This is a genomic window from Dehalococcoidia bacterium (assembly GCA_025054935.1).
In the GTDB taxonomy this organism is placed as follows: Bacteria; Chloroflexota; Dehalococcoidia; order SpSt-223; family SpSt-223; genus JANWZD01.
The window spans coordinates 98,430-113,187 of record JANWZD010000005.1 but is presented as its reverse complement, the minus strand read 5'-3'; the positions used below and the strand labels follow the sequence as shown (position 1 = coordinate 113,187).

Sequence of the window (14,758 nt, the reverse complement as noted above, 5' to 3'; positions counted from 1 at the left end):
GGAGAGCCGTGACCGAGATTGTGGTGGTCAGCGGAGTGCGCACCGCCATCGGCTCCTACGGCGGGAGCCTGCGCGACGTGCCGGCGAGCGAACTCGCCACCCTCGTCGTGCGCGAAGCGCTCTGCCGCGCCAACCTGCGCCCCGAGGACGTCGATCACGTCGTCTTTGGAATGGTCAACCCGACCGCGAAAGAAGACCCCTACATCGCCCGCGTCGCGGCCGTGAAGGCCGGCATCCCCGTGCGCACCCCCGCAGTCACCGTCAACCGATTGTGCGGCTCCGGGCTCGAAGCGATCACGAGCGGCGCGCGGCTGATCCTCGCCGGCGATGCCGACGTGGTCGTGGCGGGCGGGGTGGAGTCGATGAGCCGCGCTCCGTATTGGTCTATGAAAACCCGCTGGGGCGCCCGGATGGGAGACGAAACCCTCCTCGATTCGGTGTTGGCAGGCTTGAGCGACCCCTTCGACAACGTCCATATGGGCATAACGGCAGAAAATGTCGCCGAGAAATACGCGGTCTCCCGCCAGCGGCAGGACGAGTATGCGCTTCTCAGCCAGCAGCGCGCTGCCCGCGCGATCCGGGAAGGGCGCTTCCGGAGCCAAATCGTGCCCGTCGCCGTGCCCGACCGCAAAGGCGGCCCCACGCTCTTCGAGGTCGACGAGCACCCGCGCCCAGAGACAAACCTGGAGAAACTGGCAGCGCTCAAGCCCGCCTTCAAGCCAGACGGCACCGTCACCGCCGGCAATGCCTCGGGCTTGAACGATGGCGCCTCCGCCGTAGTGCTGATGTCGCGCGAGCGCGCCGAGCAGCTCGGAGTGCCGCCGCTCGCCCAGCTTCTCTCCTGGGCGGTCACCGGCTGCCGGCCGGAATATATGGGGATTGGCCCAGTTACCGCCGTGCCGAAGGCGCTGATGCGCGCAGGCTTGCGCCTTTCGGACATTGACCTCATCGAGTTCAACGAGGCGTTTGCCGCCCAAGTCCTTGCCGTCGTCGACGAACTCCAGCTCGACCTCGACAAGGTGAACCCGAACGGCGGCGCCATTGCGCTCGGCCATCCTATCGGCGCAACCGGCACGATCCTGACCGTGAAGTTGCTCTACGAACTGCAGCGCGCCGACCAGGAGCTGGGGCTGGTCACCCTCTGCATCGGCGGCGGGCAAGGGATCGCGGCGGTGTTCCGGCGCGAACGCTGAGCGCGGCCCCCGCGCCTGCATCTTGCGGGACGGGACACGGCGCGACACTCGTGATCGCCGGCCGCGATGGGAACTGCGGCGCGCCGCGAAGGGGCGCGGAATGCCAAGGCCGCCAGTCGTGCCGCCGCCAGTAGCGCGGGCAGCCCGGCGCATGCCGAACTGCAAGACGCCAGCCCGCAGGCCGCCGTCACGGCGACGCGGGCCGGAAGCGCGCGCTGCCTCGCTCAGCTGCCTTACTGATCGTCATCTCGCCAAGACGTCTAGCTGGCACGGCGAGGAGCACGCCCGCGGCAGAGCAGCGCTCGGCGCCCGGGGCGTTGGCCGCGCTGCGCATTCCGCGACCACCCCGCAGCGGGCGGCCGTCGCGGCGATAATACGGGGGCCGAGCTCCTGCAGGAAAGGAGGACCGATGGAGCGCCACGGGGTGCTCGTCGTCACCTGCCCCGACCGGCCCGGCATCGTTGCTGCGATCGCCGGCTTTCTCGCCGAGCGCGGCGCCAACATCGTCGAAGCGCAGCAGCATAGCGAGCGTTCCAGCGGACGCTTCTTCTTTCGCGTTCAGTTCGAGCCGCGCGGGGTGCCGGATGAGACGCTGCGGCGCGAGTTCGCGCCCATCGCCGCCCGCTTCTCGATGGAGTGGCGGCTTGGTTTCACCGACCAGCCGAAACGGATGGCGATCTTCGTCTCGAAGTATGACCACTGTCTGCTCGACCTCCTCTGGCGACAGCGCGCCGGCGAGATCCGGGCAGAGGTGCCGATCGTCATCAGTAACCATCCCGACCTGCGCAGCGTCGTTGAAGGGTTCGGGATCCGGTTTGAGCATGTGCCAATTACGCCGGAGACGAAGGCCGAGCAGGAACGCCGCGAGCTGGAACTGCTCGCGCAATGCGAGGTGGAGTTCGTGGTGCTGGCGCGCTACATGCAGGTGTTGTCGCCCGTCTTTCTGGCGGGATTTCCGCTGCGCGTCATCAACGTGCACCATGGCCTGCTGCCCTCGTTCCCAGGCGCCCGGCCGTACAGCCAAGCGCGCGAACGGGGCGTCAAGGTGATCGGGGCGACCGCGCATTACGCAACCGAAGAGCTGGACGACGGGCCGATCATCGACCAAGATGTCGTCGCCGTTACCCATCGGGACACAGTCGCCGACCTAGTGCGGAAAGGCCGCGATGTCGAGCGCATTGTGCTGGCGCGGGCGGTACGTGCTCATGCCGAGGACCGGGTCTTCGTTGACGGGCGGCGCACCGTCGTCTTCGCTTGAGACCTGCTGCCAGCGCGCGCCGACAGCAGCGCAGATCTGCTACGCTGCGCGTGACGAATTCTCGCCGTCATCAGACGTGTCCGCAGGGAGAGACAATGCGACGCTGGCCGTGGGCGACAGGAACGAACCGCGGCACGCAGCGGGAGGCGCTCGAGGAGCTTGACCCTGCAACGCGCCAGAAGTATCGCGACCTCGACCGTGCAAACATCCTCGCCCGGATCGATCGGTTCGCTCAGAGCGCCGTCGAGACCGCCTGGGGACGGATCGGTGAGCGACGGAAGATGCGCGCCGACGCGGGTAGCGACGACCCGGTGGTCCAAGCGCTCGTGCGCGATAGCGTCCTCGCTGTCGTCAACTTCATCCGTCATCAGCTGTTTGACCCAGCCCTCCGGTCAGCGCAGCTTCGCCACGTCCTCGAGCAGCAGGCCGCGCGCTGGCGCTCGCTTGCAGCCGCCGACCCGGCGATCCTCGATGCTGCGCTCCGAGTTATCGCCCAGCAGCGCGCAGCGATAGAAGCGGGGGAAGCGCCGAAGGAGCGCATCAGCGAGCCCCCTTCATCATCTTCTTACTTTGCGTAGGTCGCCCGAGTACACTTAGAGCAAGGCGCCGGCTCGGAGGAGACGATGCATCCAGCGCTTGGTCGTCTCTTGCATCAGGTCGGGATAGACGACCCGGCTACGCCGCCCTCGCCTGTGCAGTGGCATGCCCTGCTTCGCGCGCTCGACGCGGAAGTGGCCGCGCCCGCGGGTGAGCTTGGCTCTTGCCTTGGCGAGGCGCTCGCTGCTTCGGCGCGCCGGCTGCTGAGCGAGCAGGAATGGGAGCGCTCAGGCGCTCAGTTTGTGGAATGCCTTGGCAAGGCAACCGCCGCAAGCGGCGCCGCGATCGTCCAGTTCCAGCCGCGCGAGCACGATTTCGAACTGGCGCTGCGCGCGGAGTGGGGTCTCTCGGCTGGAGAGTCGGGACACCCCGGCTGGGACGGCATCGCCATGCGCGCCAACGGGCTCGGGCGGTGGCTCGACTGCTTCCGCGCCGGCCAGCCGGTCGCGGCGCCTGTCTGCGCGTTGCCCGCAGCCGAGCAGCGCCTATTGGCCGCGATGGGCATCCAGTCGGTGCTGGCTGCGCCGATCGCCGTCGGTGAGACGGAGTGGGGGGTTCTTCTGCTCGTCGATCGGTCGCGCCCGCGCAGCTGGCCCGCGAGCGTGATCGATCTCGTCGCCACGGCTGCGGCGCTGGTCGGGATGGCCCTGCGCACCGGTCAGGCCGTCCGCGCGCTGCAGGAGCGTGAGCAGCACTACCGCCGTCTCATCGAAACGGTCCAAGACGTCATCTTCCAGACCGATCGAGCGGGCCGCTGGACGTTCCTCAACGCGGCTTGGACCGCGCTCACTGGCTACTCCATCGAAGAGGCACTCGGCGAGCCCGCGGACCGCTTTGTGGCCCCCACGACCGCAGCAGGAGAGGAGGGACCGCTGTGCGAGATCCTCAGCGGTCGGCGCAGCGAAGGCAGTTTTCCTGCCCGGCTGCGCACGAAAGACGGCGGCATTCGGTGGGTTGACGTTCAGGCACGCGGCCTGCGGGAGGAGGATGGCACGCTCACGGGAATAGTGGGCACATTGCGCGACAGCACGGCGCGCCGCGCCGCCGAGGAGGCGCTGCGGGCGAGCGAGCGCTACTTTCGGCTGCTCACCGACCACGCGATGGATCTCACGCTCATCATCGGCCCCGGCGGCGTCGTCGACTATGCCAGTCGAGCGCTAGAAACGCTCCTCGGCTATCAGCCGGCCGAGGTGATCGGCGCGCCCGTGATGCAGCTCATCCATCCCGATGATGTCGAAGCGGTGCGGACCCTGCTGCTGGCGCTCGCGCGCGAGCAGCAGAGCTCGGGACGGCTGGCCTTCCGCGTCCGCGCGCGTGACGGCCAGTATCGGACCCTCGAGGCGGTGGCGACCAACCTCCTTCAGGAAGAGCCCGTCGCCGGGATTGTGATCAACGCGCGCGACATCACCGAACGCGTCGCCGCCGAGCGCGAGCTGCGCCGACGCAATGCGGCGCTCGCGGCGCTCCATGAGTCTGCCCTCGATTTGATGAACCGCCGCGACGTTGATGACGTGCTGCGCGCGATCGTCGACCGAGCAGGCGCGCTCTTTGCGACCGGCGACGGCTTCATCCATCTCGTCGCCCCGAGCGGCGACCATCTCGTGATGCGGATCGGCACCGGGGTCTTTGAGCCGCTGCAAGGCCGGACGATCGCGCGCAATGAGGGCGTCGCCGGCCGGGTCTGGGCGACCGGCAAGCCGCTCCTCGTCAACGACTACGAGAACTGGGAAGGCGCGCTGCACCACAGCCGCCGGGTCGAGGTGTTCGATTCGCTCGTCGGCATCCCGTTGCTGTCAGAGCAGGAGGTGATTGGCGTGCTGGGGCTCGCCCAGCGCCCGGGAAAGCCTCCTTTCACCGATGCCGATGTCGAGATCCTCAGCCTGTTCGCTCAGTTGGCGTCGATCGTCCTTGACAACGTCCGGCTGTATGCGAAAGCGCAGGAAGAGATCGAGGAGCGCAAGCAGGCGGCGGACGCGCTGCGGCAGAGTGAACGGCAGATCCGGGCGCTGCTCGACGCGATCCCCGACCTGATGCTCCGGATCAGCAGCGACGGGGTCTTTCTCGACTACCATCCCGGCACGGCGGAAGGCCAGTCCGCCCCCCGCGAGTGGGTCGTGGGCCGCACGCTCTGGGACAACTTCTCCGAGGAGCGTGCCAATCTCTTCCTCCAGTGTGTCCGCCGAGCGATCGCCACCGGCGAGCCGCAGACCCTCGAATTCAGCTTTCAGGCCGGGAAGCGGCTCCTCGAGCGGGAAGCGCGCTTTGTACGCAGCGGCGATCGCGAAGCATTGGTGCTCGTCCGCGACATCACTGAGCGGAAGAAGGTCGAGCGCCTGAAGAACGAGTTCGTCTCGACGGTCAGCCACGAGCTGCGGACGCCGCTCACCTCGATCCGGGGCTCGCTCGGGCTGCTGAAGGGCGGCGTTGGCGGCCCGCTTCCCCCCGAGGCTGCCAATCTGGTCGATATCGCGTTTAAGAACAGCGAGCGGCTGGTGCGGTTGATCAACGACATCCTCGACATCGAGAAGATCGAGTCGGGGAAACTGCACTTCGAGCGCCAGCCGATCGAGCTGACCCATCTCGTGGCAAGCGCGATCGAAGCCAACGAAGGGCTCGCCGCCGAATTTGGCGTTCGGCTGACGCTTGGGGAGCGGGTGGAGCCGGCGGTTGTCCTTGGCGACTATGACCGCTTGATGCAGGTGATGGCCAACCTGCTCTCCAATGCGGCAAAGTTTTCCCCCCGCGGCGCCGAGGTGCGGGTCGATGTCGCGCGGAGCCGCGGCGGCTTCCGGGTTGCAGTGCGCGACCGCGGACCGGGGATCCCGCCGCAGTTTCGGCACCGCGTCTTTGAGCGGTTCGCCCAGGCCGACGCCTCCGACCGACGCCAGAGCGGGGGCACGGGGCTCGGGCTCTCAATTAGCAAGGCGATTATCGAGCGGCATGGCGGCACGATCGGCTTCGAGACCTCCGAGGCGGGGACAACGTTCTGGTTCGAGTTGCCCGACGCGAGCGGGCTCCCCGCCGCGAGCGCGGCGCGGCAGGAGCCGAGCGATCCGGTGCTGATCTGCGAAGACGACCCCGACACCGCAGTGGTCCTCCGCTTCCTGCTGCAAGCGGCAGGCTTTCAGGTGGACACGGCGCATTCTGCGGAGCAAGTGCGGCGGCTGCTCAAGCAGCGGCGCTATCTTGCGATGACGCTCGATCTGACCCTTCCCGACAGCGACGGCGTGAGCCTGATTCGCGAGATCCGCGCCGACCCTGCCACGGCCGACTTGCCTCTCGTCGTTGTCTCGGTCGCGACGGACCGGAGCCGCGCGGAACTGAATGGCGAAGCAGTTGAGATCTTCGATTGGGTCGACAAGCCGCTCGATCGAGACCGCCTCGTCGCCGCCGTCCGGATGGCGGCGGCACGGGCGCGCGAGCGGCGGCCGCGCGTGTTGCATGTCGAAGACGACGCCGATATCCGCGCTCTCGTCGCTCAACTGGTCGACGGCCTAGCCACGACGATCGCGGCTGCGAGTGTCGCCGCGGCGCGCCGGCTGCTGCGCGAGACGACGTTCGACCTCGTCATCCTCGACCTGACGCTGCCGGACGGCAGCGGTCTGGATCTCCTCCCAGAGATTGCCGAAACCCCAGCGGCGCCGCCCGTCCTTGTCTTCAGCGCGGAAGATGTCGGACCGGATGTAGCGCGCCGGATTGCTGCTGCGCTCGTCAAGACGCGGTCATCGAACGAGCAGCTGCTTGCCACGATTCGAGGATTGATTGCCCGATCGTCAACCGCGAAGTTGTGAGATACTGGCCCTAGAACAATTCACCGCGGGGGCCGGCCGTGGCCACGCTCGCCAAGATCTTGTTGGTCGAGGATGAACCGGATATCCGCGCCATCGCCAAGCTCGCGCTTGAGGTTGTCGGCGGCTACACCGTCGCGCTCGCGGAGTCCGGCGCCGAGGCGCTCGCCGTCTATCAACGCTTTCAGCCAGACCTTATCCTGCTCGATGTCATGATGCCCGGGATGGACGGCATCGAGACGTTCGACCGGCTCCGCGCGCTCGCCGGCGGACGCCTGCCGCCGGTTGTTTTTATGACCGCCAAAGTCCAGCGCCATGAAGTCGAGCGCTACCGCAGTCTCGGCGCGCTCGATGTCATCTCAAAGCCGTTCGACCCGATGACACTGAGTGCGGTCGTCCAGCGCATCTGGGATCGGTACAATGGGCTCGCCCCGTAAGCCAAGCGAAACCCTGGCCGCGCAGCTGAACGCGCTGCGCGCGGGCTATCTTGCCGAACTGCCCGCTAAAGCTGCCACGGTCGAGGCGACGTGGTTGGCAGCGCGACACGGCAACGCCGCCGAGGCGGCACAGCTCCGGAGCCTCGTCCACAACCTGGCCGGGTCGGGCGCCGTTTTCGGCTGCCGCGAGGTCAGCATCGCCGCCGCCGCCCTCGAGCGCGAGCTCGACTGCGTGCTCGAACGTGGCGCTCTCACTGCCGGCGAACTGGCGCCGCTTGAGCCCCTCGTCGCCGCGGTCGTGGCGGCATGTCATCGCGCTGCCAACAGGCGCGTGACCGCCGAGGAAACGGCTTCGACCTCGAGCGATTCCAGCCGTCCATCGCCTGCCTGAAGAACGACCACGCGCTTGCCGCGCGGCGCCCAGACGGCGGGGTCGGTGGGACCGAACAGGACAACGACCGGCGTGCCAACCGCGGCAGCAAGATGGGCTGGTCCCGAGTCGTTGGCGACCACGACCGCACCGTGCGCCAGCACGGCAGGAAGCAACGCGAGCTCGATGTTGTCGAGGATCGGCACGTCTGGCCGCAGCTGGCGCAGCCGCGCGGCGGCATCGCCCTCGGCCGGCCCGCTCAGCGCCACCGCTGGGCGCCCTAGCCGCGCAGCGAGAGCAGCGAAGCGGTCGACCGGCCAGCGCTTGGACGGACTTCCTGCGCCGAGGGCGAGCACGACGCTGTCTGGCCGTACTCCCCGCTCGCGCAGCAGCGCCGCTGCCCGCGCGCGGTCGCTCGGCGCGACAGGCAGCTCGACAATCGCGCCGGTCGGCTCACCGATACTGCTCAGCAAGTGGTCGACCACATGGCGGCGGTCCGCCGGCACGGACGGCGCGGTCACGAGATGACGAATGCCTATGCGCTGGAGCGCCGCCGCGACCTCGCGCGGCCGGTTCAGCCAGACGACCGCGGCCTCGATGGGACCAACGACCGCGCGGAACAGGTGGTCGGCGCCAGCATCCGAGCGGAAGAGCGCGGCGGCGGCCGGCGCTTCGACCTCCACCACTTGGTCGACGACCGCGCCGAGCAACGCGCTGGCGGCCGCACTGCCGACCATGACGACGCGCCGATACCGCCGGCGGAGCGCGCGCAGTGCCGGCAGGGTCAGGAGGGTGTCGCCGATCGCGCCGAGACGAACGACCAGACAGCCGGCGGTGCTGCACAAATTCGTGGTCACGGGGCACGCAACGCTCACCGAAGCCCTGTCCGGCCGGTCAGAGGGGGACGCCTTATCCATGGGCGCCGTGCCGCTCTCCCCGTTCCGCACCTCTCTCAGGAGCCGAAAGGAGGTCCGTCTCTCCCGCCCGCGAGACGTCTTCTCTCCCTCTGGGCGCCGAGGAAGGCGCGCCCGTCGTTGTCCCCGGATAGCCACCGGCGCGAGCCTCTCCAGACACGAAGCCCCTTGCTTGCCGTGAGTATTTTGGCACGCTCCCGGTGGACGCCGGGGCGTCCCACTCCGGAAGCAAAGGCGGCTGGCGCAGGGGTGTCTGTCTCGTCATTTCTCGCCCGCGTTCTCTCCCTCAAGCAGGTGAGAGCGGGAACCGGCGGGTATCCCGATTTTCCCGCCTTACCGCACGGTCTCCCCGCCGTGACCCAGCGATTGCCCTGTGCGGTGCGCGCAAGGGACGAACGGCGCTTCCTCGTGTCCTCCCCCAGATGCGCACCGCGTGCCAGCCCGCAGGAGGCCCGCGAGCGCGTGATGGTGCTCCAGCGCGCTCAGGGTCTCGTTCACCTGCCGAGCCGGCGGCTGCCCCATGGCTGCAGGGAATGCAGCCGTCTGCCGCAGTCGAGCCGAGCCTCGACCACGCCGGTTGCAGCTGCGAAAACCCGTCACCTTCCCGATGAAATTGCCAAACCGGGCAGCGGCCGGCCCGCAATGACGGACCGGATGGACGCCCAAGACATTGACAGAAGCAGGAGCCAAGAAACCGGCATTGCGCGGCCGAGGGGACCGCAGCCGCGGCAATCCCGCGCGCCGCAGCATCTGCCCCGCAGCCACAAGCGCCGCCCTGTCTTGGCGTGGCTGAGGGGGCCCGGGCGACGGCAAGCGTCGGCCGCCCCCCGATGCTGGCCCAGCCCTCAGCCGGCCCTTGACTTTTTCTTGATTAACCTTCAGGATTAATTGAGACTAATTCTAAGTGCAAAGGCGTGGAGGTCACAATGGGCAATGGCGCAGGCGGGTGGCGGCTGCTTGCTGCCGATAGTGAGCGAGCATGGCAGGTGGTCGATTTCCAGAACGGCACCATCCAACTTGATCTCGTCTCTCACACCCTTCTCTTCACGGTCGAGGAGTTTCGCGAACTGGCCGGCATCGTCACGATGCTGGCGACCACGACGCCGCCGTTCGCTCTGGTCGCGGGTCGGCCGTCGCGCAGCCTCAGTCGCTGTCTCTGCCACGGCAATTGGGCCGTCCAGATCGATCGGACGGTGCTCCGGTTCTCGCCCGATGGCTTCGGCGCGCTCTGCCAACTCTGCCGGGCGGCATTGACCGGCTTGAACTCGGCCCCGTGCCAGCGGGGACTTGGCGCTCCCTATCCCCTGAACTGAAGGAGGCTCGATGTCATCCCTTCGTCACGCTCTGCTGGGCACGGTCCTCATGCTGACGGCGTGCCAAGCGCCTGCAGCACCGGCCCCCGCGCCAGCGGCCGCCGTCGCCCAGCCGCGGCCAGCCGCCACCGCCGTTCGCGCCGAGCGCGTCCGCCTCGCGTGGGCCGATGCCGGCGTGCTCACCCCCTTCCGCGTCAGCACCGCCGGCCCGGGCGGGGCGACGCTGATCTCGCTCATCTACGACACTCTCACGTGGAAAGACGAGGCCGGCATCATCCCGTGGCTCGCCACGCGCTGGACCATCGGCCCGGACGCCACCACCTATACGTTCACCCTCGCGCCGAATGTCGAGTGGCACGACGGGCGGCCGCTCACCGCGGCAGATGTCGCCTTCACGTTCGACTTCTACAGCCGCTTCCCCTACCGCTGGATGGCGACCGAGATGGTCGCGCGCGCCGAGGCGACCTCGCCGTCCGAGGTGGCGATTGTCCTGAAGCGCCCCTACGCCGCCTTCCTCGAAGACATCGCCGGGGTCGTGCCGGTCATTCCCAAGCACGTGTGGGAGACGGTAAGCGACCCGCGCACCTATGACAGCGAAAACGCGTCGGTTGGCAGCGGCCCCTTTATCCTCGCCGACTACCGGCCCGCCGAGGGCAGCTACCGGCTGATCGCTAACCGGCGGTACTTCCGCGGCGAGGTCGTCGTCGGCGAGTTCCAATCGCTCAACATCCCGACCGATACGCGGGTCCTCGCTCTCCAGCAAGGCCGTGTCGACCTGATCAACTCCGCCGATGCCGGGATCGCCGAGATCTTCCGCGGCGACCCCCGCATCGCGGTCCACGAGACCGACCCGCTCTCGATCGTCCGGCTAGCGGTGAACACCGAGCGCGCGCCGCTCAACCGCCGCGAGGTGCGCCAAGCGCTGATGTACGCCATCGACCGCGCGACGATCGCCGAGGTGGCGACCAAAGGGGCGCCGATCGTCGGCAACGCGGGCGTCGTGCCGCCAAGCTCGCCGTGGTACAACCCGAACGTCCGCCAGTATCCCTATGACCCGGCGGCGGCGCGCGCCCTCCTGCGCGGCGAGCAACTGACGATCGAACTGCTGACCGACCCGGCCAACCGCGAGCCGGACCTGATTGCGCCGATGCTCCAAGCGGTCGGCATCACCCTCGTCATCAAGCGGGTCGACAGCGCGACGCGGACCGCGCTCTTGCGCGAAGGCAACTTCCAGCTCGCTCAGGTGGCGCATATCGGGGTCGGCGGCGACCCAGACTTTCTGCGGCGCTGGTACGCCGGCGAGGAAGCGAACGACTTCGCCCAAGGATCCATCTTCAACAACGCCGAGTTCGATCGCTTGGCGCGGGACTCGGCGGCGACGGTCGACGAGCGGCAGCGGCGCGCGATCGTCAACCGGATGCAGGAGCTGCTGGCCGAGGAACTGCCGACGATCGTGCTCTATCACCGCCGCTTCTACTGGGCCTATGACCGGACCGTCTTCGCGCCGATGACGACCTGGGGCGGGCTGATGAACGGGATCCCGTTCCCCCACAACAAGCTCGCCTTCCTCCGGCGCGGATGATCCGGCTCGCGGCGCGGACGGCGGCGCTGCTGGCGGCGGTCATCCTGCTGAACTTTCTCATCCCGCGGCTGCTGCCGGGCGACCCGCTCGACGCGCTGGCGGCGGGCGAGCAGGAATCAGGGCTGGCGCCGCTCTCGGCCGGGGCGCGCGAGAACCTGCGCCGCTACTACGGGCTGGACCGCGACCTCTGGGGCCAGTTCACGGTCTATCTGGCGATGCTCGGGCGCGGTGACCTCGGCTGGTCGTATGCCAAACGCCAGCCGGTGCGCGACCTGATCGCGGCCCGCCTGCCGTGGACGTTGGGGCTGGTCGGCGCGGCGGCGCTCAGCGCGGCACTGCTCGGGATTGCGCTCGGGCTTGCAGCGGCATGGCGAGGCGGAACCGCCGACCGCGCGCTCGTCTTCTTCGCCAGTTCGACGGAAGCCATCCCCGACTTTCTGCTGGGGATGGGGCTGCTTTTCGTCTTTGCGGTCGGCCTGCGCTGGTTTCCCCTGTCGGGCGGCCGGTCACCCTTCGACGAGGGCGGCCCGGCCCTGCTCGATACGCTCTGGCACCTAACCTTGCCCTACCTCGCCCTCACCCTCGGCTCGTTCGCGGTCTTCCTACTGCTGACGCGCCACAGCACGGCAGAGACGGCGCGCGCGCCCTTCGTCGCCGTCGCCCGCGCTAAGGGGCTTCCCGACCGCGCCATCGTCGTCCGCCATGTTCTGCCCAACGCGCTGCCGCCGATCGCGACGCTGCTGGCGCTCCGGCTCGGGGCGGTCCTCGGCGGCGCGATCGTGATCGAGCGGGTGTATGGCGTGCCGGGCATCGGGCTGCTCGCTTTCGAGGCGATCCGGGAGCGTGACTACCCGGTGCTCCAAGCGGTCTTCCTCCTCTCGGGCGCGGCGATCGTGCTCGCAACGGCGCTGGTGGACGCGATCTTGGCACTGACCCGGCCCCATGGCGCTCGCTAGCCTGCCGCTGCGGCCGACGCGGCCGGCCGGCAGGCCGCGCCGCTGGCAAGCGTGGGGGCTGCCACTCGCTGCGTGGACGCTGCTGGCAGGGTTCGTCGCCCTCGGCCTCGCCGGTCCCTGGCTCGCTCCCCATGACCCGCGGGTTGCGATCGCACGGCCGCTCCAGCCGCCCAGCGGGCGGGCGCTGCTCGGCACGAATGACGTCGGGCAGGATGTGCTGAGCGAGTGGCTGATCGGGGCGCGGGCGACCCTCGTCGCCGCGATCGGAGTGACCGCGATCTCGACGGCGCTCGCCTGGCTGGCCGGCGTGACGGCGGGCTTGTGGGACCGGGCCGCGCTGCCCCTGACCAGCCTCGGCGACCTCCTGCTTGCCCTGCCCGCCATCCCCCTCTACCTTCTCATTCTGGCGCTCGTCGGGCCGAGCCAGACAACGATCATCCTGACGCTCGGGCTCCTTTCCTGGCCGGCGTTCGGGCGCATCGTCCAAGCGACAGTGCGCGAGGTGCGCTCTGCGCCGTATGTCGAAGCCGCTGAGGCGCTGGGCGCCTCGCCAATCCGGGTCGCCGTCCGCCATGTCATCCCGGCGACGTTCGGACTGCTGGCGGCGAAAGTCGTGCTGACCGTGCGCTTTGCGATCTTCGCCGAGGCGAGCCTCGCGTTTCTCGGGCTGGGCGACCCGGGCGCAAAAAGCTGGGGCGCGATGCTCGGCACGGCGTTCAACTATCCCCTGCTGTTTGCCCGCGGCGCGTGGCTCTGGTGGGTGCTCCCGCCGGCGCTCGCCATCGTCGCCGTCGTCTGGGCGACCAGCGTGCTGACGATGGAGCGACCCCGTGGCTGATCTGCTGCTGCTTGACCTCGACAACGGCCCGTCGGAGGGCTCCCGCCAGGCGGAGCGGTTCGCTGGCCGCTTGGCGACGATCGACATCTATGCGCTCGACCGCGCCGACCTGACGCCCTACCGCGCCCTTATCATTCCCGCCTTCAGCGACCAGGAGTGGCTGTATGCCCAGCGCGCCGTCATCCGCCAATTTCTCGACGGCGGCCGGGTGCTGCTGTTCAGCGGCCACCTGTTTCGGCCGTGGCTGCCTGGCGGAAGCGCTTTTGTCCCGCGCCAGATCCGCTCGCACGCCGACTACGAGGTGCGCCTGCTGCGGCCGCATCCGCTCTTCGATGGCGTCAACCTCGCCGATTTGGTCTACCGGCGCGGTGTGGCCGGCTTCTTCGCCCGCGGCTCCAACCCGCCGCCGCCGGGCGCGGAGCCGCTGCTGGCGTTCGACGATGGCACGCCGGTGCTCTATCTCGACCGCGTCAGCAGCGGCGGGACGCTGCTCGTCCATTCCGGCAACGACCTGTTCGGCTACTTCGACGTGCCGGCGGGCGAGACCACTTTCGGCGCCCGCGTCCTCGCCTGGATCGACGCCGAATACGAGCGGCAGCAGCGGGAGGGGATCACATGATGGGGATCGCCGCCGTTTATGGCGGAAGCGCGCAGCACCATCGCAGTCTCACGGAGCCGAAATACCGCCGCTGGCTCGACCGGCTGATCTATCTGCCGGAGCTGCCGGACGATCCCCTCGACGGGGTCGCGGCGCTGCTCATCCCGGAGCGCCTCCATCTCGGCTTTCTGCATCGCGCCGCGCCACGCGTGCTCGCCCTTCTCGAGCGCGGCGGCACGGTCGTCGCCTTCGGCGAACAGCCGCGGCCCTACCTGCCCGGCGTGCGCTGGGAGCACCGTCCGACGAATTTCTGGTGGTGGCGCGAGCCGGGTGGCCGGAGCGGTCTCGTCGTCACGCGGCCAGACTACTCCCTCTTTCGCTACCTGACCGAGCGCGACGTGACTTGGCATTTTCACGGCGTGCTGCGCCCGCCGGCCGGCGCCGAGGTGGTGATCGCGAGCGAGGACGGCGGGGCGATCTTCTATGACGACACGGTCTCGACCAACGGGCGGCTGATCGTGACGACGCTCGATCCGATGTTCCATTTCGGCGGCTATTTCATGCCGGCGACTGAGCGCTTTCTCGACGGCTTCTTCCCGTGGCTCGCCGCCCTGCTCGACGACGGCCCGCCGCGCCGCGCTGTACCCTGAGCAAAACCGGGAGGCTCCCGCTGCACCGGCTGGGGTTCGCGTTCTTTGGGGTCTGCTTCTCACGTCCCCGGGCGCTGCTTGACCTTGCGCGGCAGCTCGACGGGCGCGGCGCGACCGACGTCGTCCTGATCTGAATATCAGCTGGACATCGTCAGCCTGCTGGCAGCGCCTGCGGTCGACACGCGGACAGCGCGGGTCGGCGCGGCGGTCGCCAACCTCTTCTTTCGTCACCCCGACCGCCTGGCGATGGCGCGACGGCGATCG

Annotated in this window: 12 protein-coding genes; 11 read left to right on the top strand and 1 reads right to left on the bottom strand. The window is 68.9% G+C overall.

Annotated elements, in window-relative coordinates; all coding sequences use genetic code 11:
• Nucleotides 1-8 precede the first annotated feature (8 nt).
• The 5 genes from bktB (at nucleotide 9) to NZ773_07800 (ending at nucleotide 7,273) form a co-directional block, all read left to right on the top strand.
• On the top strand, nucleotides 9-1,193 hold the full coding sequence (gene bktB, locus NZ773_07820) for a beta-ketothiolase BktB (protein MCS6801834.1): 1,185 nt from the start codon (nucleotides 9-11) through the stop codon (nucleotides 1,191-1,193).
• A gap of 409 nt (nucleotides 1,194-1,602) precedes the next feature.
• The gene (gene purU / locus NZ773_07815) at nucleotides 1,603-2,451 is read left to right on the top strand and encodes a formyltetrahydrofolate deformylase (protein ID MCS6801833.1); all 849 of its coding nucleotides are present in this window, start codon (nucleotides 1,603-1,605) and stop codon (nucleotides 2,449-2,451) included.
• Nucleotides 2,452-2,546: 95 nt separating this feature from the next.
• Entirely contained in the window at nucleotides 2,547-3,029 is a 483-nt protein-coding gene (locus NZ773_07810) for a hypothetical protein (protein MCS6801832.1), read from the top strand.
• Between the two features lie 45 nt (nucleotides 3,030-3,074).
• A complete protein-coding gene (locus tag NZ773_07805) occupies nucleotides 3,075-6,839 on the top strand; it encodes a PAS domain S-box protein (GenBank protein MCS6801831.1) in 3,765 nt (1,254 codons plus the stop codon).
• 38 nt (nucleotides 6,840-6,877) lie between these two features.
• Nucleotides 6,878-7,273, top strand: coding sequence for a response regulator (locus tag NZ773_07800; protein ID MCS6801830.1), 396 nt, complete (start codon nucleotides 6,878-6,880; stop codon nucleotides 7,271-7,273).
• Between the two features lie 309 nt (nucleotides 7,274-7,582).
• On the opposite strand, the gene NZ773_07795 is transcribed toward NZ773_07800, so the two are convergent.
• Nucleotides 7,583-8,500, bottom strand: a complete 918-nt coding sequence (locus NZ773_07795) for a glycosyltransferase family 9 protein (protein MCS6801829.1) — start codon at nucleotides 8,498-8,500, stop codon at nucleotides 7,583-7,585.
• Nucleotides 8,501-9,471: 971 nt separating this feature from the next.
• Between NZ773_07795 and NZ773_07790 the strand changes: the two genes are divergently transcribed.
• Genes NZ773_07790 through NZ773_07765 form a run of 6 tightly spaced genes read left to right on the top strand, consistent with a single transcriptional unit; the run spans nucleotide 9,472 to nucleotide 14,494 of the window.
• Complete coding sequence (locus tag NZ773_07790; protein ID MCS6801828.1) at nucleotides 9,472-9,870, top strand: hypothetical protein; 399 nt, start codon at nucleotides 9,472-9,474, stop codon at nucleotides 9,868-9,870.
• Nucleotides 9,871-9,880: 10 nt separating this feature from the next.
• A complete protein-coding gene (locus NZ773_07785; protein ID MCS6801827.1) occupies nucleotides 9,881-11,452 on the top strand; it encodes an ABC transporter substrate-binding protein in 1,572 nt (523 codons plus the stop codon).
• Complete coding sequence (locus tag NZ773_07780) at nucleotides 11,449-12,408, top strand: ABC transporter permease (GenBank protein ID MCS6801826.1); 960 nt, start codon at nucleotides 11,449-11,451, stop codon at nucleotides 12,406-12,408. Before NZ773_07785 ends, NZ773_07780 begins: the two co-directional genes overlap by 4 nt.
• On the top strand, nucleotides 12,395-13,246 hold the full coding sequence (locus tag NZ773_07775) for an ABC transporter permease (GenBank protein ID MCS6801825.1): 852 nt from the start codon (nucleotides 12,395-12,397) through the stop codon (nucleotides 13,244-13,246). Before NZ773_07780 ends, NZ773_07775 begins: the two co-directional genes overlap by 14 nt.
• Entirely contained in the window at nucleotides 13,239-13,865 is a 627-nt protein-coding gene (locus NZ773_07770) for a phosphate starvation-inducible protein PhoH (protein MCS6801824.1), read from the top strand. Before NZ773_07775 ends, NZ773_07770 begins: the two co-directional genes overlap by 8 nt.
• The gene (locus tag NZ773_07765; GenBank protein ID MCS6801823.1) at nucleotides 13,862-14,494 is read left to right on the top strand and encodes a hypothetical protein; all 633 of its coding nucleotides are present in this window, start codon (nucleotides 13,862-13,864) and stop codon (nucleotides 14,492-14,494) included. Before NZ773_07770 ends, NZ773_07765 begins: the two co-directional genes overlap by 4 nt.
• Nucleotides 14,495-14,758: the final 264 nt, after the last annotated feature.